The sequence below is a fragment of the Citrobacter sp. RHBSTW-00986 genome, from assembly GCF_013783065.1.
In the GTDB taxonomy this organism is placed as follows: Bacteria; Pseudomonadota; Gammaproteobacteria; order Enterobacterales; family Enterobacteriaceae; genus Citrobacter; species Citrobacter braakii.
Map to the genome: position 1 here is coordinate 3,803,765 of NZ_CP056200.1, position 20,867 is coordinate 3,824,631.

21 protein-coding genes are annotated in these 20,867 nt (G+C 50.4%); 3 read left to right on the top strand and 18 right to left on the bottom strand.

Going from position 1 to position 20,867, the window contains the following annotated elements:
• Positions 1-9: 9 nt before the first annotated feature.
• The 4 genes from HV345_RS18485 to proB all read right to left on the bottom strand — a co-directional run bounded on the left by HV345_RS18485 (position 10) and on the right by proB (position 4,562).
• Complete coding sequence (locus HV345_RS18485; protein ID WP_181635903.1) at positions 10-597, bottom strand: common pilus major fimbrillin subunit EcpA; 588 nt, start codon at positions 595-597, stop codon at positions 10-12.
• 595 nt (positions 598-1,192) lie between these two features.
• Positions 1,193-1,912: a Crp/Fnr family transcriptional regulator gene (locus HV345_RS18490; protein ID WP_181635904.1), complete on the bottom strand. Its 720-nt coding sequence runs from the start codon at positions 1,910-1,912 to the stop codon at positions 1,193-1,195.
• A gap of 281 nt (positions 1,913-2,193) precedes the next feature.
• Complete coding sequence (proA, locus tag HV345_RS18495; RefSeq protein ID WP_151222924.1) at positions 2,194-3,447, bottom strand: glutamate-5-semialdehyde dehydrogenase; 1,254 nt, start codon at positions 3,445-3,447, stop codon at positions 2,194-2,196.
• 11 nt (positions 3,448-3,458) lie between these two features.
• Positions 3,459-4,562, bottom strand: coding sequence for a glutamate 5-kinase (gene proB, locus HV345_RS18500; RefSeq protein ID WP_003031373.1), 1,104 nt, complete (start codon positions 4,560-4,562; stop codon positions 3,459-3,461).
• 289 nt (positions 4,563-4,851) lie between these two features.
• Between proB and phoE the strand changes: the two genes are divergently transcribed.
• The gene (gene phoE / locus HV345_RS18505) at positions 4,852-5,907 is read left to right on the top strand and encodes a phosphoporin PhoE (RefSeq protein WP_016151867.1); all 1,056 of its coding nucleotides are present in this window, start codon (positions 4,852-4,854) and stop codon (positions 5,905-5,907) included.
• Between the two features lie 57 nt (positions 5,908-5,964).
• Here the strand turns inward: phoE and crl are convergent, their stop codons facing one another.
• The 3 genes from crl to gpt form a co-directional block, all read right to left on the bottom strand.
• Positions 5,965-6,366, bottom strand: coding sequence for a sigma factor-binding protein Crl (gene crl / locus HV345_RS18510; protein ID WP_016151866.1), 402 nt, complete (start codon positions 6,364-6,366; stop codon positions 5,965-5,967).
• A 57-nt stretch (positions 6,367-6,423) separates the two neighbouring features.
• Positions 6,424-7,668, bottom strand: coding sequence for an esterase FrsA (frsA, locus tag HV345_RS18515; protein ID WP_181635905.1), 1,245 nt, complete (start codon positions 7,666-7,668; stop codon positions 6,424-6,426).
• 98 nt (positions 7,669-7,766) lie between these two features.
• Complete coding sequence (gene gpt / locus HV345_RS18520) at positions 7,767-8,225, bottom strand: xanthine phosphoribosyltransferase (RefSeq protein WP_003031380.1); 459 nt, start codon at positions 8,223-8,225, stop codon at positions 7,767-7,769.
• A gap of 261 nt (positions 8,226-8,486) precedes the next feature.
• On the opposite strand from gpt, the gene pepD reads away from it, so the two are divergent.
• Positions 8,487-9,944, top strand: coding sequence for a cytosol nonspecific dipeptidase (gene pepD / locus HV345_RS18525; RefSeq protein ID WP_016151863.1), 1,458 nt, complete (start codon positions 8,487-8,489; stop codon positions 9,942-9,944).
• Positions 9,945-9,997: 53 nt separating this feature from the next.
• Here the strand turns inward: pepD and dinB are convergent, their stop codons facing one another.
• The 11 genes from dinB to lafA all read right to left on the bottom strand — a co-directional run bounded on the left by dinB (position 9,998) and on the right by lafA (position 19,282).
• Positions 9,998-11,053 carry a DNA polymerase IV gene (gene dinB, locus HV345_RS18530; protein ID WP_016155765.1) on the bottom strand — a complete coding sequence of 352 codons (1,056 nt, stop codon included), beginning with the start codon at positions 11,051-11,053 and terminating at the stop codon, positions 9,998-10,000.
• 66 nt (positions 11,054-11,119) lie between these two features.
• Positions 11,120-11,761: a DNA primase gene (locus HV345_RS18535; RefSeq protein WP_181635906.1), complete on the bottom strand. Its 642-nt coding sequence runs from the start codon at positions 11,759-11,761 to the stop codon at positions 11,120-11,122.
• A gap of 55 nt (positions 11,762-11,816) precedes the next feature.
• A complete protein-coding gene (gene lafU, locus HV345_RS18540) occupies positions 11,817-12,815 on the bottom strand; it encodes a putative lateral flagellar export/assembly protein LafU (protein ID WP_016151860.1) in 999 nt (332 codons plus the stop codon).
• Between the two features lie 2 nt (positions 12,816-12,817).
• Entirely contained in the window at positions 12,818-13,681 is an 864-nt protein-coding gene (gene motA / locus HV345_RS18545) for a flagellar motor stator protein MotA (RefSeq protein ID WP_016151859.1), read from the bottom strand.
• A gap of 29 nt (positions 13,682-13,710) precedes the next feature.
• Positions 13,711-14,427, bottom strand: coding sequence for a FliA/WhiG family RNA polymerase sigma factor (locus HV345_RS18550; RefSeq protein ID WP_016151858.1), 717 nt, complete (start codon positions 14,425-14,427; stop codon positions 13,711-13,713).
• Between the two features lie 20 nt (positions 14,428-14,447).
• On the bottom strand, positions 14,448-14,918 hold the full coding sequence (gene fliL, locus HV345_RS18555) for a flagellar basal body-associated protein FliL (RefSeq protein WP_016151857.1): 471 nt from the start codon (positions 14,916-14,918) through the stop codon (positions 14,448-14,450).
• 7 nt (positions 14,919-14,925) lie between these two features.
• Positions 14,926-16,101, bottom strand: a complete 1,176-nt coding sequence (locus tag HV345_RS18560; protein ID WP_181632878.1) for a flagellar hook-length control protein FliK — start codon at positions 16,099-16,101, stop codon at positions 14,926-14,928.
• Positions 16,098-16,415 carry a hypothetical protein gene (locus HV345_RS18565; RefSeq protein WP_016151855.1) on the bottom strand — a complete coding sequence of 106 codons (318 nt, stop codon included), beginning with the start codon at positions 16,413-16,415 and terminating at the stop codon, positions 16,098-16,100. Before HV345_RS18565 ends, HV345_RS18560 begins: the two co-directional genes overlap by 4 nt.
• Before the next feature lie 4 nt (positions 16,416-16,419).
• Entirely contained in the window at positions 16,420-16,812 is a 393-nt protein-coding gene (gene fliS / locus HV345_RS18570; protein ID WP_003843794.1) for a flagellar export chaperone FliS, read from the bottom strand.
• A gap of 33 nt (positions 16,813-16,845) precedes the next feature.
• Positions 16,846-18,171: a flagellar filament capping protein FliD gene (fliD, locus tag HV345_RS18575; RefSeq protein WP_137366598.1), complete on the bottom strand. Its 1,326-nt coding sequence runs from the start codon at positions 18,169-18,171 to the stop codon at positions 16,846-16,848.
• Between the two features lie 196 nt (positions 18,172-18,367).
• A complete protein-coding gene (lafA, locus tag HV345_RS18580) occupies positions 18,368-19,282 on the bottom strand; it encodes a lateral flagellin LafA (RefSeq protein ID WP_049040787.1) in 915 nt (304 codons plus the stop codon).
• A 555-nt stretch (positions 19,283-19,837) separates the two neighbouring features.
• On the opposite strand from lafA, the gene HV345_RS18585 reads away from it, so the two are divergent.
• Positions 19,838-20,788 (top strand): transcriptional regulator, encoded by a 951-nt coding sequence (locus HV345_RS18585; protein WP_181635907.1) that lies wholly within the window; start codon positions 19,838-19,840, stop codon positions 20,786-20,788.
• Positions 20,789-20,867: the final 79 nt, after the last annotated feature.

Here is a 20,867-nt window from a genome sequence, read left to right on the forward strand (position 1 = left end):
TTTTATTACTTAGGCAGACGGAGTCGTCCTGGTTGCATTGAACTGTACTTTTACATCGCCAGTCCAATAGTCGTCTGGCAGTGCAGAGTAATCTGCTACTGTCTGACTACCATCAGAAGTCGCTGACGCGATGGTGAATTTGAAGTTGGATTGATCGCTGACACGATCGGCACCGTTATAAGCGCCATCAGCCATCAAGCTTTCAAGACCAGAAGTGGAGCTGGAGTTAACAAGGACAGTATCTGATGAATTAGTCAGCGCAGTGCCATTCCATGCCACCCCTACGTTCAGGGTAGAAGCATCACCACTGGCGTTGATCAGAGTGTTACTAATAATCTGAGCAGTCAGCTCAAAATCAGTTGCCGTCTCCTGACCCTGAATCGTCACATCAAAAGCACCGTCCTGAGAGTTGAAGGCATTCAGCCCTTCAGCATACTGGAAAGTTAAAGAGTTCAGCGGGGTGACAACCAACATGCTGGTGGTATCTTTCGTTGCCGTCGCGTCCCACGAGGCTGTTGCAGAAGCAGTAACATCTGCCATTGCATTTGCTGCAACAAATACAGAAGCCAGAGATGTTACTAATAATATTTTTTTCATTTTATCTTCTCCTAAGAACAAACTCACCACCGAGTCTTATTATTAAGTCACTCCAGCGGTTCCATTAATTGCGAGCCAGAATTGCCGCGCCAAAAAATTATCATTTGGATTAAGTAACATCTCAACAAACCCTGAAACGTAAAAATTACAAAAAACTAAGAATTTTCCTATAAAAAACATTATCTAAGAAGTTTCCTAAGATATAATCACTTAAAATACGTACATTTTTAGAATTATTATCCACACGAACAATAAAAACCAAACAATTCATCTTTTTTATGTTTTTGATAAATATCAAAAAGATCATACAAATAGCCCAGGAGTAAAACCCTTAAAAAACATAAAGATAATTAACATCCACATACTCTCTCTGTAATGCTTATTATTTGTTGCAATTATGCTAATTTTTTAACTTCACAAGAAAATTCTCATGAAATATTTATTTAAGAGGGAATATTCTTATAAAAATAGCGCTGACCTGTAGGATTATCATTCGAATTGATAATTATTCCACATAAATAAAACCAGGAATTTTCCATATAAAATGAATATTCCTGGAATATCAAGAGATAAATAACGCACGGCAAAGATAGGGTTAGCTGAAACCTTTTAACCCCAAATAACTATTAATTGTTACCGTACGGACCCGATGTAAGCTAATAAACTTTTGATGTTCGAGGGATTTTAATGAGCGGCTAACGGTTTCAATTTTAAGATCGAGATAACTGGCAATTTCCTCCCGCGAGAATGGCAAGCGAAGCGTCGTTTCAGGCCTGCCAATACGTAAATGCATTTCGTAAAACTCCACGAGGAAAGCAGCGATTCTGGCCTCAGCATGTTTATTCGCATAACGCCGTAGTTTTTCAACAATGAATCCATTGTCCCTGCAGAGAAACTTGATGACTGCCGCTGCAACCGACGGCTCCTTTTCTGCTGCCTTGAACAACCGCGCAATATCGATATGACATACCTCCGCAGCCGTTGCAGCCTTGATCGTTGTCAGATACTTACCCCCTTCAACAGCATCCAGCGCCATGATGTCTCCCGGAACATAAAAGCGACTGATAAAATCGTTATCACCACATTCCACGCTGGACGTGCAGTACCCCTCGTGAATAACAAAAAGCATGTCCGCGGCTCCATCCTGGCGGGCGAGTATCTCCCCCGCTTTAAACTTCCTTCTTTTGTCTATTAATCGGTATTGATTATCACGATCAATCGCCGCGCCCTTTGGACACAGTGAACAATGGCGGGGGGGAAACGGGTTGCCGAGCGGCACAACAGGAATGCTATGTTTGTGAATATCCGATTTCACGCAACAACTCCTCATAAAAATGAGACTGATTCTAATAGATTGGACCATAGGAACAATACGTGAGCCGCAGACCCAGAAAATTCATGCTGGTAGGGAAAATTCTGTGATACGTCGCCTTTTCGACGCCGGGGAGCGCATGGCTAAAAACCAGACTGATGCGGATGATGATAAAACACAGGATAGAAAACAAATGCGGTAGCGGGGTAAAGAGTAGAATTAACCGGGCAATGCCTTAACAGACCTGAAAATCATAGACCTATTATGGCATCGCCCGTTTTCAATTACGCACGAATCGTGTCGTCACCGAAGCCAACCCACTTATAGGTGGTCAGTGCTTCCAGACCCATTGGGCCGCGCGCGTGCAGTTTTTGCGTACTCACAGCCACTTCCGCCCCCAGTCCGAACTGGCCGCCATCGGTAAAACGAGTAGAGGCGTTAACGTACACGGCAGAAGAGTCCACTTCATTCACGAAACGATCGGCGTTACGCAGGGTGCGCGTCAGGATGGCATCGGAATGCTGGGTCCCATGCTCGCGAATGTGGGTGATAGCATCGTCCAGATCGGTAACGATTTTCACGTTCAGATCCAACGACAGAAACTCGTCGTCATACTCTTCGGTTTTCACCGCAACCACGTTAGCGGGCCCTGCCTGCAATGTGGCCAGCGCGGTGTCGTCGGCATGCAGCGTGACGCCGCTTTGTGCCATCTGCTGGCTCAGCGCAGGCAGAAAACGCGCAGCGATATCCTGATGCACCAGCAGGGTTTCTACGGTGTTACAGGTGCTCGGACGCTGGGTTTTGGCGTTGACGATAATCTTCAGCGCCGGGTCGATCTCCGCGCTATCATCAACATAAATATGACAGACCCCAATGCCGCCGGTGATGACCGGGATAGTCGACTGCTCACGGCACAGCTTATGCAGACCCGCGCCACCGCGAGGGATCAGCATATCAATGTACTTATCCATACGCAGCATTTCAGCGACCAGCGCGCGGTCCGGGTTATCTATCGACTGCACGGCTGCAGCGGGTAAACCACAGGCTTCCAGCGCCTTTTGGATAACCGCCACGGTTGCAGCATTCGTCCGGTACGTCTCTTTCCCACCGCGCAGGATCGCCGCATTACCGGTTTTCAGGCACAGGGAAGCCACGTCAACGGTGACATTTGGACGCGCTTCATAAATCACGCCAATCACGCCCAGCGGAACGCGACGACGTTCGAGACGCAGGCCGCTATCCAGCAGACCGCCGTCAATCACCTGCCCGACCGGGTCGGCGAGATTACATACCTGACGCACATCGTCGGCAATCGCTTTCAGACGCGCCGGAGTCAGCGCCAGGCGGTCGAGCATCGCTTCGCTCAGGCCGTTGGCTCGCGCTTGCTCAACATCTTGTACGTTCGCGCTGAGGATGCTTTCCGTTTGCGCTTCCAGCTCATCAGCAATCGTTTCCAGTACGCGGTTTTTTTCGCGACTGGAGAGCAGCGCCAGCTTGTATGACGCAGCTTTGGCAGCAATGCCCATTTGTTCCAGCATATGCCTGTTCCTTAACGGGTAATCATGTCGTCGCGATGGACAGCAACCGGACCGTATTCGTAGCCCAGGATGGTGTCGATCTGTTGTGAGTGATGTCCGGCAATACGGCGCAGCGCATCGCTGTTATAGCGGGTAACGCCGTGGGCAATATCGCGCCCTTCGAGATTGCAGATGCGGATCACTTCACCACGAGAGAAGTTGCCTGTCACGCTTTTAATGCCTTTTGGCAGTAATGAACTGCCACGCTCCAGAATCGCTGCGGTCGCCCCCTCATCAACGGTAATTTCCCCGGCAGGCGGTGCGCCGAAGATCCAGCGTTTACGGTTCTCCAGCGGAGAGGCCTGTGCATGGAAACGCGTCCCAACGGAAACGCCTTCCATCACGTCGCCAATTACGCCCGGCTTGCTGCCTGCGGCAATAATGGTGTCAATCCCGGCGCGGCATGCAACATCAGCGGCCTGCAGTTTAGTCCCCATACCGCCGGTTCCCAGACCCGAGACGCTATCACCGGCAATGGCGCGCAGCGCATCATCAATACCGTGAACGTCTTTGATCAGCTCAGCCTGCGGGTTGGTGCGCGGATCGGCGGTAAACAGCCCTTGCTGATCGGTCAGCAGCAGCAGCTTATCGGCCCCGGCCAGAATCGCCGCCAGCGCTGAAAGGTTGTCGTTATCACCGACTTTAATTTCGGCGGTCGCTACGGCGTCGTTCTCATTAATGACAGGAACGATGTTGTTATCCAGCAGCGCGCGTAGCGTATCGCGGGCGTTAAGGAAGCGCTCTCTGTCTTCCATATCCGCACGCGTTAGCAGCATCTGTCCGATGTGAATACCGTAAATCGAGAACAACTGTTCCCACAGTTGAATCAATCGGCTCTGCCCTACCGCCGCCAACAGCTGTTTCGAGGCTATCGTTGCCGGGAGCTCAGGGTATCCCAGATGCTCACGTCCGGCGGCAATCGCGCCCGAGGTAACGATAACAATACGATGCCCTGCGGCATGGAGCTGCGCGCACTGGCGAACCAGTTCTACGATGTGGGCGCGGTTCAGGCGGCGCGATCCGCCCGTTAACACACTGGTGCCAAGTTTTACCACCAGCGTCTGGCTGTCACTCATGATTCTCTGCCATTCAAAATTGGGGAAAATGATATCAAACGAACGTTTTAGCAGGACTGGCCCCGGTTGCCAACAACCAGCGCACAAAGCATGAAATTTTATTGCGCAGGATCAGCAAGCGTAGCGGCAGATTTTGACGCATTTATTACAGAAACAAAAAAACATCCTTTTTTAAAAATATTCTTACTTTGTCATAAAACGTTCATTACCAGACGTTAAAAACCCTCCTGTCTTTTAACGGGGATCACACCCAGTGAATATTAGCGCGTACTTTTAATCAGGAATGAAAATGAAAAAGAGCACTCTGGCATTAGTGGTGATGGGTATTACTGCGTCGGCATCCGTACAGGCAGCGGAAGTGTATAACAAGAACGGTAATAAACTGGACCTGTACGGCAAAGTAAAAGCCATGCATTACATGACGGATTATGACAGCAAAGACGGCGACCAGAGCTATATCCGTTTAGGTTTTAAAGGCGAAACGCAAATTAACGATGAACTGACGGGATATGGCCGCTGGGAAGCAGAGTTCGCCGGCAATAAAGCCGAAAGCGACTCAAACCAGCAAAAAACCCGTCTGGCCTTTGCCGGTCTGAAATTAAAAAACCTTGGCTCGTTTGATTACGGTCGTAACCTCGGCGCGCTGTACGACGTGGAAGCGTGGACCGATATGTTCCCGGAATTCGGCGGCGACTCCTCCGCGCAGACCGATAACTTTATGACCAAACGCGCCAGCGGCCTGGCGACCTACCGTAACACCGACTTCTTCGGCGTCGTGGATGGTCTGGATCTCACCCTGCAATACCAGGGGAAAAATCAGGACCGCGATGTGAAAAAACAAAACGGCGACGGTTTTGGTACTTCCGTTACCTATGATTTTGGCGGCAGCGATTTCGCGGTGAGCGGTGCGTATACCAACTCCGATCGTACCAACCAGCAGAATCTGCAAACGCGTGGGACTGGCGATAAAGCAGAAGCCTGGGCAACCGGTTTAAAATATGATGCTAACGATATTTATATTGCGACGTTCTATTCTGAAACGCGCAATATGACGCCAATTTCCGGTGGCTTCGCTAATAAAACACAGAACTTCGAAGCGGTAGTTCAGTACCAGTTTGACTTTGGTCTGCGTCCGTCACTGGGTTATGTGCTGTCAAAAGGGAAAGATATTGAAGGCGTAGGCAATGAGGATCTGGTGAATTATATCGACGTTGGCGCAACATACTATTTCAACAAAAATATGTCCGCGTTTGTCGATTATAAAATCAACCAGCTCGATAGCGACAATAAACTGGGCATCAACAATGATGATATCGTTGCTGTCGGTATGGTTTATCAGTTCTGATGTAGCATAAAAAAATGCCGGATGGGGTTGCGCCGCCATCCTGCATTTTACTGTTCATTATGCCGTTAATTTAACCGGTTCATCGTTAAAATCGTCAGCAGGCTCCAGCGCCAGATTCAGCGACGTTAACAACCCACGTAATTTTTCATGAAATTCACGTAAGGTGTATTCCAGTCGCTCTACCACTTCAGTCTCTTTCACCGGCACCGCAGTCCAGTTCCCGTCTTTATCGAACAAGCCAAACTGGTAGCTGTACGTGAAGCGTTTTTCCTGCGCCTCCAGTTCCATCCACCAGCCCCAAAACTCACGTTTCTCTGGGGCGGGTTTCACATTGACGCAAACAGCCAGACAATCGAAAAAAAACCGATTATCTTCGCACTGCCCTTCCCGGATGTACGGGCCAAGCGCGGTGAATTTCTTGATCAATCTACTTTTCGGATGCCCACTCGGTAACGTCATTACGATCTCCTTAGGTGAAGCACCTGTTTTACCAAATCGATAAAATTTAGCAAACTTTTAACACAATCTCTGATTGATCCAACCGGTTATTTCCTGCAGCCCTTTGTCAAAATTGCGATACACCGGGTTGAATGGAACCTCCAGCAGCTTACCGTCAGAAGATGAAGATGTGATTAAACGCGACTCCTCTTCCGGGCTAAACGGATCGTTTTTCCAGAACCCCGACAGCATTGGCGTTGGGCAGCGTCGGCCCAGCAGGCCCTGCACTTTTAATGAATAGCGATTAAGCTCAACGCGCAACGCTTCATCGGATGCGTCGTGCATTCCCAAACGACTGGCCAGAACGTCAAGGTACATTTCCGGGACGCTTGCCTGGCGCTGCGGGTCGCTAAGCAGCGCATGAACCACCGGCCCCAAACAGGCCACCGCCTTCAGACGTGATGATTCCAGATACGCAAGGCGTACCGCTACGTTGGCGCCAAAGCGGAAGCCGAAGGCCGCCACACGGGTGTGATCCACCCATGGAACATTCGGCAGAGCTTTTAATACGTGCTGGTGCAGCAGGCTGGAGTCCTGGGTCAGTTTCCATTTTGACGAGAACCCGACCGACGGCATATCCAGCGTCAGCATGGCAATACCGCGCGGGGCAAAGTAGCGCTCATACAGAGTGTAATAATCCGTTTGCATGGAATCGAGGCCTCCGCACATCAGCACCGTCGGGAACGGACCGTCGCCTTTTGGCATATGCAGGAAGCCGGTAATCGGCGCGCCGCCGGTAACGGCAAATTCCATCTCACGCAGCGTGCCCGGCAGACGCTGTGCGGCCTCTTCATAGGCGCGATTGGCCAGAGCCTGCGCCTGCTCTGCCAGCTCATCGCCTTTTAAGTGCGGATAAGCAGCGATGTTGTAGAGCGTGGAAGCATGCAGCCAGTGGCGTCCGCTCACCTGCGGATCCTCTTCCATAGAGGCTTTCTGTTGCCAGTCCATCGCCTGCTTCGCCCACTCGTAAATCCAGTTTCCGCCGCGATAGCCGATAACCGTGTCGTAAAGCTCTTTATCGGTGCGTTCGGCTTCGCTCATGACGATACGTGCCTGCACTTCGAGGATTTCGCGCGGATCGACGCCACGCCAGATCCACATCAGGCGGTTCACCATACGGTACCAGTGCGGGATGGTTTTGCCATCCAGGGTCGATTGTACGGACGGCTGCGCGCCGTGATTAAAACGACGAACCAGCGTTGACGTTTCAGGGTGTTTGAAGCGGGGTTTAAACAGGACTTCGCTGAGGTTAGCCTGTGACATGATTGCAGCCTCCATGAGTACTCACTAAGGCATAGTGTAACCTGACACAGCACAAAAAGAACAACGCCCGACAGTGCGGGCGTTGAAAACTTTTTAGATTAGCGACCCGAGATCGGCGGAACGAACACTACGCCCATATCCCACGGCTGCTCAATCCAGGTATCCTGAGGGATATCAACAACATAATCATTCACCAGCGGGCGACCTGCCGGCTTAGCGAAAATAGTGACGAAATGCGCTTTAGGGTACATTTCGCGGATCGCTACGGCGGTACCACCGGTGTCAACCAGGTCATCAATTACGATGAAACCTTCACCGTCGCCTTCGGCACGCTTCAGCACTTTCAGTTCGCGCTGGTTGTCGTGATCGTAGCTGGAGATGCATACGGTATCGACATGACGAATACCCAATTCACGCGCCAGCAATGCGCCCGGCACCAGACCACCACGGCTAACGGCAATAATGCCTTTCCATTGTTCAGAAGGCATCAGGCGGCTTGCCAGTTTACGTGCATGGATCTGCAACATGTCCCAGGTGACGACGTATTTTTCGCTCATGTGAAGTGTCCCAGCCTGTTTATCTACGGCTTAAAAAGTGTTCGAGGGGGAAATAGGTTGCGCGAGATTATAGAGATCTGACGCACTAAAAACCAGTGTTTCGCGGAATCCGCGCCTCTTTTTGCATGCTTTATGCTAGCCGTCAGCGGAGAAAGTGGTATTCTCAATCGCATCGCGCAAGCCTGACTTGTGATGTTTTTAATTCTGCTAACCCTGTGGCCTGCAAGCAAGTTTTGTAGGACATCGCCAAGGAGACTCAACGTGTCTGAACTGTCTCAGTTATCCCCGCAACCGCTGTGGGATATTTTTGCCAAAATCTGTTCTATTCCTCATCCGTCCTACCATGAAGAGCAGCTCGCTGAACACATTCTGAGCTGGGCCCAAGAGAAAGGTTTCCACGTCGAGCGCGATCAGGTCGGTAATATCCTGATTCGCAAACCCGCTACCGCAGGAATGGAAAACCGCAAGCCGGTCGTTCTGCAAGCGCACCTGGATATGGTCCCGCAGAAAAATAACGACACCGTGCACGACTTCACTAAAGATCCTATCCAGCCTTATATTGACGGCGAATGGGTAAAAGCCCGTGGCACCACGCTGGGTGCGGATAACGGCATCGGTATGGCGTCCGCACTGGCCGTTCTGGCTGATGACAACGTGGTACACGGTCCGCTCGAAGTGCTGCTGACCATGACCGAAGAAGCAGGTATGGATGGCGCGTTTGGTCTGCAGGCTAACTGGCTGCAGGCAGATATCCTGATCAACACCGACTCTGAAGAAGAAGGTGAGATCTATATGGGTTGCGCAGGCGGTATCGACTTTACCTCTAACCTGCCGCTGTCCCGTGAAGCAATCCCGGCTGGCTTCCAGAGCTTTAAGCTGACATTGAAAGGCCTGAAAGGCGGTCACTCCGGTGGCGAAATCCACGTTGGTCTCGGTAACGCTAACAAGCTGCTGGTACGCTTCCTGGCGGGTCACGCTGAAGAGCTGGATCTGCGTCTGGTTGATTTCAACGGCGGTACGCTGCGCAACGCAATTCCGCGTGAAGCCTTTGCCACCCTCGCCGTGGCGGCAGATAAAGTTGATGCGTTAAAAGCGCTGGTCAACACCTACCAGGAAATCCTGAAAAACGAACTGGAAGCCAAAGAGAAGAACCTGGCTCTGCTGCTGGATGCCGTGACTCACGACAAAGCCGCGCTGACCACTCAGTCTCGCGACAGCTTCGTACGTCTGCTGAACGCCACCCCGAACGGTGTTATCCGCAATTCCGACGTAGCCAAAGGCGTGGTAGAAACCTCCCTGAACGTCGGCGTTGTAACCATGACTGACGACAACGTTGAAATTCACTGCCTGATCCGTTCCCTGATCGACAGCGGTAAAGACTACGTGGTGAGCATGCTGGATTCACTGGGTAAACTGGCTGGCGCGAAAACCCAGGCCAAAGGCGGATACCCTGGCTGGCAGCCGGATGCTAACTCTCCGGTTATGCACCTGGTTCGCGAAACCTACCAGCGTCTGTTCAACAAAACGCCAAACATCCAGATCATTCACGCCGGTCTGGAATGTGGCCTGTTCAAGAAACCGTATCCGGAAATGGACATGGTTTCCATCGGGCCAACCATCACCGGTCCACACTCCCCGGATGAGCAGGTTCATATCGAAAGCGTTGGCCACTACTGGACGCTGCTGACTGAACTGCTGAAGTCGATTCCGGCGAAGTAAGATTCTGCGCTAAATGCCGGATAGCGCTGCGCTTATCCGGCAATCCATCAGAGTCACAGCCCCAACAGCAGCTGTCTTTCCAGTTGGGGATCCAGCAGCGTGACGTGTAATCCCACCAGCCTCACGCCTCGCCCTCCCCGACGTTCTTCCCAGGTTTTACGCGCCGTCGCAATTAAGTCATCTTTATTTAAGCGCGGCCAGACGTGCTCCTGCGTGGTCTGCTGAAAATCATTAAACTTGAGTTTTATCCCCTGGCGAGCGATAAGGAGATCCGGCTTTACCTTGGCCAGACGCCGTTCCAGTTCGGGATAAAGCCGCTCAATAATCGCCTCGCATTCTGACCACTCATGAATATCTTCCGCCAGCGTGCGCTCCACGCCGACGGATTTGCGCAGTCTGTCGTTGTTAACGTCCCGCTCGTCAATGCCCTGGCTTCGCTCCCACAGCACGCGACCAAACTTACCAAAACGTTTGAGCAGCATTGCCAGGTCGTATTTTTGAACATCCTCGCAGGTACGCAATCCCATTGATTCCAGCTTCGCGGCGGAGACTTTGCCGACGCCAGGAATTTTGCCGAGCGGTAACGTTTTGAGAAATTCAGGAACATCGGCAGGGGTAATTACATATTGCCCGTTGGGCTTGTTGAGATCGGAGGCTATTTTTGCCAGAAATTTAACCGGCGCAATCCCGGCGGAGGCGGTTAGCTGCAGCTCGTTAAAAATCGTCTGGCGGATCTCCTGGGCGATCAGCGTGGCAGAACCGTGGCAGTGGGTGCTGTCGGTTACATCCAGATAGGCTTCATCCAGCGACAGGGGTTCAATCAGCGAGGTATAGCGGGAGAAAATCGCCTGAATCTGGCGGGAGGCTTCTTTGTAGGCCTCGTAGCGACCGGGTAATAAGGTAAGATGCGGGCATAGCTTTAACGCCATTCCCGTTGGCATCGCGCTACGCACGCCAAATTTGCGCGCCGGGTAATTGGCTGTACTGATAACCCCCCGGCGCTCCCGGCTGCCGCCGATGGCAATGGGAATGTCACGCAGAGCGGGGTTATCGCGCATTTCCACCGCTGCGAAAAAGCAGTCCATATCAACATGTATGATTTTGCGCATTACTCGCCTCCCACAACACTGTTTAAGTATACAGTATTTTTATAGTGTGAGAAGTATGATTATTCCTTACGCCGGACCATTCATGACGAAGCGGGCATCGCACAGGTAACGCACAATATCCTTTTTCGTATGTTCTACGGGATTCCCCGCCGTACTGACAAACAGTTTATTCACTTTGCGAACATTTGCCCGCAGCAGTTTTTCGATTGTCATCAGGCGGAAGGCATCATTTTCAACGCAGAAAAGCTCGTAGTCGCCCAGACGTTCACCACAAATTTCACAGTGATTCATCCAGTAACGTAGCCCGGTGGTTTTACTTTTATCGAGGTAGTAATTGCTGGCTTTGATGTTCTTTTTTATCTCTTCAGGCAGAGAATTAATGTGGAACAAAAAGCTGTTACGCCTGACCGACTGCCAGCCCTGACCATCCTGATTTTTCTTAATAAAGCGGGTAAACATCACGCCATGGATGCGGGTAATTTGGTGGCAGCTCCAGCAGTGCATCTTCGAGGTAATAACCAGATAGTACGGCGCGACAATATTAAAATTGTCGGTGTCGTAGACATAGTCACGAAGCGCCCCGTTTAGCTCGTGGGGTTCGGTGTACCAGATACCTGAGACCTTGTCGAAATGCGCCCCCTGACAGGCTACATCGGTGACGTTATCAGTATGAATCTCCAATGGAATAATATGGGTTACATCTATCACATTGCCTTCCTGAGGAATAAATTGCCCCCACGTTGCGTGGGGGACGGGAACAGAATTAATGAGTGACGGGAGCAGATTGTTGACGTAAAGAAGTCACCTGCTTTTGCTTGTCCAGCTTATCCACCAGCGGTTGCACAACCTTCTCTCCCTGCTGGCCAAAATATTGATACAACGTATCGGAAGCGCTTTGCGTCAGCACCATGATCTCAATGCGACGGTTCCCGGCACTTTCCGGGTTTTTCGCATCCAGCAGCATTTGGTCCGCCATCGCGCTGACCTGCATGACTTTATTCTGCGGCATTCCGGCATCCTCCAGCACGCGTCGCGCCGACAAAGCGCGGTCGCCGGAGAGGTTCCAGTTGTTGTAAATGTTACTCTTATAGCTCATCGCGTCTGTATGCCCGGTGATGATTATCTTGTTATCAAGCGAGTCAAACACGGGAGTCAGTTCAACCAGCAGCGATTTAAAGAACGGCATAATCCTGGCGCTACCGCGCTCAAACATATTGCGATTTTGGTCATCTTTAATCAGTACGCGCAGCCCCTGAGGAACAATCTCCATCTCGAGGTTAGTTTCCATATGCGCATTGCGGGCGATAACGTTAATGTCGGTCGCCAGTTCGCCCAATTCGCGGGCTGATTTTTGTTTCAGCAGCACCGCTTTTTCATTCACATCCAGCGCCTTTTTCGCGTTCTCTTCCGTAATTTTCGCCGTCTCCTGCGGGTTGACGGTTTTATCGAGTTTGTTGCGCGTGACGTTTTTCTTCTGCGCTCCCGGCGCTATCGGCTGCTTGCCCAGCTTATTTAACGGCGCCATACCGCCACCGTTAAAGATTGACTGACCATGCAGCGCCGCCACGATATTTTCGCGGTCAGCTTTACTGACGCTGTTCACAATCCACAACGTCATAAACAACGCCATCATCGCCAGCGTAAAGTCAGCAAATGCCACCTTCCACGCTCCCCCATGATGACCTGCATGATTCTTTTTGATTTGTCGGCGGATAATGGTGGTTTTCGCGCCGCGATCGCGACGATTTGGCCCCTTCCTCATGCTTATTCTTGCTCCAGCATCGCATTCACCCACGCATCCAGATTGGCGAATGTGGGTTTGGAAGCCAGATGAAGAAGTTTACGTCCCGCATCAACCGCCAGCAGCGTCGGCTTACCGCCCGCTTGCGCCACCAGCACGGTACGTACACATTCGAGCAGCGAATGTTCCGCCCGCGCCTGCTGTTCCATGGCGTTTGCCAGCGGATCCATCACGCAATAACAGATGAAGACCCCTAAGAATGTCCCCACCAGCGCCGCCGCCACTTTCAGGCCGATAAGCGCAATGGAACCATCGATTGACTGCATGGTGATGATGATACCCAGCACCGCCGCGCAAATGCCGAAGCCAGGCATCGCCTCAGCGGTACGCTGCAGAGAGCGCGAAGGGGTTAACAGCGATTCTTCCGCGGTATCCAGTTCCTGATCGAGGATCCCTTCCAGCTCATGGGCATCAATTTTCCCCATCGCCATCAGACGGAAATTATCGGCGATAAAGGTCACCAGTCGTTTCTGGGTCAGTACCAGCGGGTATTTCTGGAAAATGGTACTCTCTTCCGGCTGTTCGATATGCTGATCTAACATACGCAGACCGCCGTTTTGCACCATTTCCAGCAGTTCATACAGGCACATCAGCAGCTGACGCTGGAACTCCGGCCCCATTTTCTTTTTGCTGACCACGCCTTTGATCTGGTGAGCAATCTCTTTAAGCACATGCATTGGGTTACCGATAATCATCGCCCCCAGACCGGCCCCCACGATAATAATAATTTCTGCCGGCTGCCAGATAGCAATTAACTGTCCGCCAGCCTCAAAGTAGCCACCAAATACGCAGCCTAAAACCACCAATAAACCAAAAATCTTTTGCATTACGTCCTCCGCATATTGATTCGGAATTGTTAATCTGGATATAAACAATCACGAATCTTGTGCGTGATTTTTTTATTCATTTGACAAATTCGAGCTTCAGTCAGCCCTAATACCAGCGCGATTTCTTTTAAATTCATATCGTGCTGGTAATACATTGAGAGCACCAGTCCCTCCTTTTCGCTGAGTTGGCTCAGGGCATAACCCAGCATTTCCTGCGTGACGAATTGTTCTTCAAGCCCCCGCCCTTCGAGCGGCGCAATCGGTATATCGCCATTCAGTAATTCATCCAGGCTGGCCAGCGATTCAGCACCTTCCAGCTGTTGATATTCCTGATAATCTTCAGACGACAAACCCAACAGGGAAAGCTCCTCCCATGAGGGTTCATGCCCGAGCTGAGTACGCGCATCACGAATCAAATCTTTAATCTGATGGTATTTTTGTCGTAGCTGACGAGGCCGCCAGTCGAGGCTGCGCAGCTCATCGAGTATGGCTCCGCGGATACGATGGACGGCATAACCGGCAAAGCCCTCATCCGGTTGACCATAGCGACGAATCGCATTCAGCAATCCCATCAGCGCCGTTTGCTCCATATCCTGCCTGTCCATAACGCAGGTACATTGCGGCGCAAGTTGACGCACCACTTTGCGCACCAAAGGAAGATAAGCCTGTAAATAATGGCTCTCTTGCTTTGGCGTTAGCACGGGCGTCGCATTAAAATCTTCTGACTCGTAAGCATCCTGGATCATGTTATTTCCTGGCTTGTCGCTTATTGAAACACGACTTTTTTCACCAATATGTCCTTATACGGTGTCGCCATTTTGCGTTTCGCTAATTCAATTTTCAGATTTTCAAAAACTTTCTTTCTGATATCGGAGATCTTCAGCGCCCGAATCTCTTCATATTTCATATTCGAGAGTTCATCTACCGTAATACTTTGATAGAGCGGTTCGTCTTTCTTAATTTTTTCAGCGTCTTTCTCTGAATCAACGACCATTACCAGCTCTGCCACCATGTATCGGTCTGCCCCTTCACTATCATGAAGCGTAACCACCGTTTCCGGCAGAGAGACAAAAATGCTGCTGCTCTCATCCTGATTTTCTTCGGGTATCTCAGCGGGTTTTGCTGCCTTAGCTGTCGCACCTTTATTCATAAAATGATAAATACCCCATCCAGCCCCACCAGCAATACCCAGAGCAACGACAGAGCTGATCACACACGCAATAACAATTTTCTTCATCTTGCTTTTACACTTTGATCAGAACGGATTCGTTCTGTTGAAATTGAGGTTCGTCGTTAAGCGTTAGCGCCGACGTCACCTCGTCCTGTTGATGGCCTGACTGCTGTTGTTGCTGTTGCGATTGTCCCTCGGAAGAGACCTGAACATTCACTTCCATGAAGTTCTGCGCCGTGAGGTGCTGGCGTAAGTTCTCGCTAAATTGCTGCAACGAGCGGCAGACATCGCTCTGATTTGCGCCGATGTGCACCATCAGCTTTCCTGCGTCCAGCTGCACGGCAATTTCCAGTTTGCCCAGCGATGGCGGGTCTAGACGAATGGTCGACACCTGCTGTTGCTGACCCAACTGGAATTGAATTCTGTCTTTGAGCAGCGCGGTGAGCTTCTCGCCGAGCTCCTCTGTTGACAGCGTGGTAGGCGCGGAAACTTGCGTCGACACCACGTTGTGGTCGCTCAGGGCATTTACCGGCTGAGTTCCCTGCACCGCCGTATTGAGCAAACTTTGCGACGCAAGCGATGGGTTAACCGTTACGCTATCCGTTTTTCTCACCGCCATCGGGCGAGGAACGGCGTGATCCGCTGACTTCACCCGGGCGGAAATTTGCTGTGAGGTCGAAAGCGAGACAGGTTCAGGCGCGATCGCGCGCAGATCCTGGGCGGAGAATGTCGCCAGTTTGGCCTGCTGATCCGGGGTTGCCTGGGGCAAATTCTCGGTGATCGATGCCAGTAACGTTTGCAGCTTTGGCGACAGTGACGATAAATCCGTGGCGTGCTGCTCAGCCGACGGCATGGATTGTTTTCCTTGCCCGGCCATCGCGCTCGCCAGTTGGCGCAAAAGCGCAGACCCCGCCCCCGTAGTTTGCGCCTGCGTCAGCATTTTCAGCATCTCACCGTCAGGCTGCTTCTGCGCCGCCGCAGGCGTTAACGGCTGTGCCGGTTGCGCCAGTAACATCGCCAGCAATGCCTGCATGGCCGCAGGATCTGCATCATCGCGTTGATGCTCAGGCAACGACGCCTGCTGTTGGTTTATTTTTGTGCCGATCAAACGTTCAGCCACCGCGTTAAGCCCGGCCTGCGGTAAAGAAAACGTGCTGCCGCTCGTTGACGTTGTTGGGGCCGAAATAGCCGCCTTTTCCGGTGTGGCCTCTGCCAACGCACTGGCCGAGGCCAGTAATACAGGATTCATGCCTTCTCCGAAATTAAATTAACCATTGAGTACGCCAACATTCCTTCCTGGTTTTGCTGATGTTGATCCATGCGCGCTTTGAGTTCTTCCGCACGCTGCGTTCGTCGGGCAATCAGCACCTCAAACGCCGCATGCAGGGTGTCTTTGACCTCTCGCAACGCGGTGGCATCGGTTTCCCAGGCGGCATAATCATGAAAAACGCGCATCACCTGCTGATGCAGGCCGGGTAATCGGCGCCAACGCTTTCGATCCAGCGCCTCGTTCATCTCTTTTACCAGGGCATAAAGCTGCTGTTGCTGACGCTCTCTTTCCATCGTCTTATCCCAGCTTTGCCGACAGACCTTCCCAGCCTGTGCGTAGATTGGTCAGGATGAGGATCACTTCATCAATTTTTTCCAGCGACAATTCGCCGCTGGCTTCATACAGGCGGTAGACGCAGTGGTCATACAGCCGGGACAAATTCACCACCAACTCGCCGCCCGTTTCAAACTCCAGCGAGCTGGTTAAGGCGTTGAGAATATCGATGCATTTGTTGATGCTTTGCGCCTTGCGCTCATAGCGTTTGTTCTCAATGTGGCTTTTGGCGCGTTCCAGCTCGTCCATCAGCCCCGAAAACAGCACCAGCACCAGCTCTAATGGCGATGCTGCTGCGGTACGCGCAGCAAGATCCATCTCTTTGTATTGCGAATAACCATCCTGCGTGTCGTACATGTTGATTCTCAATCCTTCTCTTAAATCAGCCGGTTACATAAACGCGGCCATACTCATTTTCATGGTGTACGTTTCCACCAGCGTATTGGTGTACTCTTCCACATAGCGCTCGTAGTTGGTGTTATAGGTTTCAGTCAGCTGATCGCTTTCGTCCTGAATTTTGCTCTGCTGGTCATCAATGTTTTCCTGGCGCAGGGCGATGATGCCGTTGCTGGAATCCAGATAGCTTTCCATCAGGTCGTCCATCTGCGCGACCATGCTGTCCTCCCCGACAAAAATAGCGGTCAAACCGTCCGGGTTTTCTTCCATTGCTTCACTGAACTGAGTGGAGTCAATTTGTAAGTGACCGTCGGAATCCAGCGTGATGCCATAATCAACAATCGACACGCCACCGTAAGACGCGTGAGCAATATCATCCATCTGATTTGCCAGCGAATTCATCCCGGCGTCACCCGCAAAAACTCCGGACGCCGTGTCGTCATCGCCGTAGCTGGTCAGTGAATCGATGGTGTCGACCAAGGTGTTGTAGGCATCAACAAAGGTCTGTACTTTGGCCTGCGATCCGCTGGAGTCTTCCGCGACGGTAAAAGTGGTCACATCGTTAGGATCATCAGGATCGCTAACCTCAGAAAAAGTCATCGTCACGCCGGGGATCACATCGTCAAAGGTATTGGTGCTGCTGGTGATCGCAGGGCCATCCTCGTTACCGAGGTGAATAATGGCGTCCTGCGCTTGCGTTATCGGTTGTTCACTGGAGGATTCCGCCGTAGCCAGATCGGTGTTACCCGAAACGCTCACCGAAAAACCGCTTTGCTCACCGGTGGTATCAGAGGTCAGCATGATGGTGGTCGTGCCGTCGGTCTTAACCAATGCCGCCGAAACGCCTGGGTTATCGTCCGAGTTATTAATCGCATCAACCAGTTCACTGGCATCAACACAGTTATCGCCATCCTCATCGACCGTAGACAGGTCAATATCCATGGTTGTACCGTCATCCATGGTTATCTCAAATGACCCCGTCGCGGCGTAAGTATCGTCGCTCATGCTGAACGTGGTTTGTTGCCCCTGAGCTAACTGCGAAACATAAAATGAATAGGTCCCCGCCTGTGCCTGCGAGTTAGCCGACACCGTATTCGACTCATTATTTGTGGTGGCGGAAAACGTCAGTGGGCCGTCGGTGTCGCTGTTCAGCGCATCGATTGCCGTCTGAAAATCAGTCAGCGCGGTACTTAGCGAGTCCAGACCGCTGCTCTCAGCATTCAACTCGTTCTGTTGGTTCTGCAGATTCGTCGCCTGGGTGGCAATATCGGCGTAGGCAAATTGTTGTGCTAATTTTTGGATCGGACTCGTATAGCTCATGATCAATGACTCCGTGCAACGTTATTAATGTAAAAGCAAAATGCATGCCAATAATTTTTATAATTAAAATTCAGTGAGTTAACTTAATGGCGGAAATGATTTTTCCCTTCCCCAGGAAGGTTTCCAGGTAAAAGCCAGGTCGCTGAAAGCACAACACCGCCGGGTGGCGGTGTTGTAAATGACGTTAAGTCAGGAATTACTGCAGCAGGCTGGAAACCATGCTGGACATGCTGTTGGACTGCTTCAGCATGGTGATGCCGGTTTGCATCAGCACCTGTTGCTGGGTCATGTTGGACGCTTCCGTCGCGTAGTCGGTATCCATAATGTTACCGATCGCCACTTCAGTGTTGTCCTGCATGCTGGTCAGGTTAGCGGCGGTATCGTTCAGACGGTTGATAGATGCACCCAGTTTGGACTGGATCTTAGACACGTCGTCCATTGCAGTCTGGATAGTAGTGATCATCTGGTTTGCAGAACCAGAAGCGGTCAGCTCAGTACCACCGGAAATGCCTGCAGTACCGGTCGCATCTAACTGATCAGCTTCGAAAGAGTTGCTAACGCTTTTTAAATCGGTAACCAGAGAGTCCAGTTGGCTGGAGATATCAACGGTCATGGTGTCAGAAGATTCAGCACCAACCTGGAAGGTTACCGCCCCCTGGAACAGACCGTCTTTGCCGGTGTTGCTGGTACCGGAAACACCGAACAGGTTGGTGCCGCCGTAAGTGGTGTTCTGCAGCATATCGGACATCTGCTGACCCAGTTCGTCGTATTCGTCCTGCATCGCCTGCAAATCTTCGTCGCTGTAGGTTCCGTTCGCTGCCTGAGTGGACAGGTCTTTCATACGGCCCAGTACGTCGGTCATTTCGTCAAACATGCTGTCTGCAGTTTGCAGCATCGCAGTCGCGTCCTGAATGTTGCTCAGCGCAACGCCCATACCGCTGGACTGCGCAGTCAGACGGTTGGCAATCTGTTTGCCCGCAGCATCATCTGCAGAAGAGTTAATACGGTTACCTGTCGCCAGACGTTCCATAGAAGTAGACAGTGATGCGCTGCTTTTGTTGATAGCGTTAACAGCGGACATTGATGCGGTATTAGTATTAATCGATAACATGGTACTGCTCCTTGGGAATAATCGTTTTCGTTTCGATACTCTGTAAAAACGACCACCCCTTCGGAAAACTTAAAGCGCTGCAGAAAAATTTTTTACGCCTTGCACAACATCGTTAACGCGAGAGATAAAACGTCTCCCACCTCTATTTTAGCTTTCCGTGCTCCTCACCAAAACAATCACTGCATAAGGAAGATCTCAATCAAGATTTAATTAAAAGATTATTAGAAATATCTAATAACGACCCGATCGATTACGCACCTGCTATGTTAACCTTATGATAAAAATAAGATTATGCTTAGATAAAAATGTTTTAAAGAGCCTGGTTATAACTTTATTTTACATTTGGTTGCAAATGCCCTGTATTTTTATATTGTGAGTCTCAGACACTTTCGCTACATTTCCAATCCTCTTTTGCACAGCATAAAAAACACTCAATACCGATTTACCTGCTGTTTCTCAGGCAGAAGACATCTCAATTTCTCCAGAATTTTAATGCACTGATTTTTAACGGTGTGACACCAGGGATATAAAAATCTTGCGCGGGTATAATAAACCATGAGTATTGTAGTCAACAATTGGCGGATGGACTCTTCGCTTAATGCGTTAATCCACTGTGAAACAGGTGAGATACGTCGCCTGGGCGAATACCATTTTATTCTGTTAGAGACATTAGCTAAAAATGCCGATGTTGTTTTATCTCGTTCATTTTTAATGACCGCTGTCTGGAAGAATCGCATCGTCGGTGGAAATAGTCTGCCGACAGCCGTTCACGCCCTGCGCGTCGCTATTGATGATGATGGTAAACAACAAGAAATTATAAAAACCATACCAAAAAAAGGGTATTTTTTTAATAAACTCTATCTAACTGAAATCATTGCTCCTAATGAAAATAAGGTTGATGACAGCGCCAGTGAGGTAACCGAAGAGAATGCTGAGGTAGTTGAAATCCTCGCGTCTGAGGAGCAACTGCCATCAACAACAACAGAAAAAATAACTTTAAATAACAGTTCATTACATGAAGCCAGCAAGAAAAAACTGGCAACCAAACATCATCCTTATCGGGCTGTTCTGATTACCTTGCCCGTTATCGTTGTCGCTCTGTCGCTGTTTGCACTGATCTCTTATTTTAAAGCGCCATCAGCCACTAAAACGGAAGAAACTCCACAACTGGTTAAAGAAACGCTTGAAAATGCCAACCGTATTACGGTCTATCAACTTTACGATCCAGGTGAGAATAAGAAATCGTTATCGCTTGTTTCAAAACATATTCTTCCTGGTATAGAGCAAATCAATCAACTGTTGGTCGCGCATAGCGCCTCGATGACCCTTTATTATCGGGTCTCGTTGAACAAACTCGCACTTGATATTGTGATGAGCAATCAATGCAATGATAGCTGGCAGTTAGCACTAAGCTTTGATAACTGGCTAAATAAAGATAACGAAATGAATGGTATTTTAATTAAAGAAGTGGAGAAAATGTTAAATGAAATGCCAAAATGCAAATAATTACGCTTTTTATATCCTGGCTATTTCCTCCCTATTTTTTAGTTTTCTGGCCCATGCCCACATTGAGCACACGGTTATT

Coding starts and splice junctions, on each gene's coding strand:
- fliD (WP_137366598.1), bottom strand. CDS start 18,171: ATGAGCTATACGAGTCCGATCCAAAAATTAGCACAACAATTTGCCTAC.
- HV345_RS18485 (WP_181635903.1), bottom strand. CDS start 597: ATGAAAAAAATATTATTAGTAACATCTCTGGCTTCTGTATTTGTTGCA.
- HV345_RS18550 (WP_016151858.1), bottom strand. CDS start 14,427: ATGATCCAGGATGCTTACGAGTCAGAAGATTTTAATGCGACGCCCGTG.
- frsA (WP_181635905.1), bottom strand. CDS start 7,668: ATGTCACAGGCTAACCTCAGCGAAGTCCTGTTTAAACCCCGCTTCAAA.
- motA (WP_016151859.1), bottom strand. CDS start 13,681: ATGCAAAAGATTTTTGGTTTATTGGTGGTTTTAGGCTGCGTATTTGGT.
- HV345_RS18565 (WP_016151855.1), bottom strand. CDS start 16,415: ATGGAAAGAGAGCGTCAGCAACAGCAGCTTTATGCCCTGGTAAAAGAG.
- lafA (WP_049040787.1), bottom strand. CDS start 19,282: ATGTTATCGATTAATACTAATACCGCATCAATGTCCGCTGTTAACGCT.
- HV345_RS18560 (WP_181632878.1), bottom strand. CDS start 16,101: ATGAATCCTGTATTACTGGCCTCGGCCAGTGCGTTGGCAGAGGCCACA.
- lafU (WP_016151860.1), bottom strand. CDS start 12,815: ATGAGGAAGGGGCCAAATCGTCGCGATCGCGGCGCGAAAACCACCATT.
- crl (WP_016151866.1), bottom strand. CDS start 6,366: ATGACGTTACCGAGTGGGCATCCGAAAAGTAGATTGATCAAGAAATTC.
- dinB (WP_016155765.1), bottom strand. CDS start 11,053: ATGCGCAAAATCATACATGTTGATATGGACTGCTTTTTCGCAGCGGTG.
- proB (WP_003031373.1), bottom strand. CDS start 4,562: ATGAGTGACAGCCAGACGCTGGTGGTAAAACTTGGCACCAGTGTGTTA.
- phoE (WP_016151867.1), top strand. CDS start 4,852: ATGAAAAAGAGCACTCTGGCATTAGTGGTGATGGGTATTACTGCGTCG.
- proA (WP_151222924.1), bottom strand. CDS start 3,447: ATGCTGGAACAAATGGGCATTGCTGCCAAAGCTGCGTCATACAAGCTG.
- gpt (WP_003031380.1), bottom strand. CDS start 8,225: ATGAGCGAAAAATACGTCGTCACCTGGGACATGTTGCAGATCCATGCA.
- fliS (WP_003843794.1), bottom strand. CDS start 16,812: ATGTACGACACGCAGGATGGTTATTCGCAATACAAAGAGATGGATCTT.
- fliL (WP_016151857.1), bottom strand. CDS start 14,918: ATGAAGAAAATTGTTATTGCGTGTGTGATCAGCTCTGTCGTTGCTCTG.
- HV345_RS18585 (WP_181635907.1), top strand. CDS start 19,838: ATGAGTATTGTAGTCAACAATTGGCGGATGGACTCTTCGCTTAATGCG.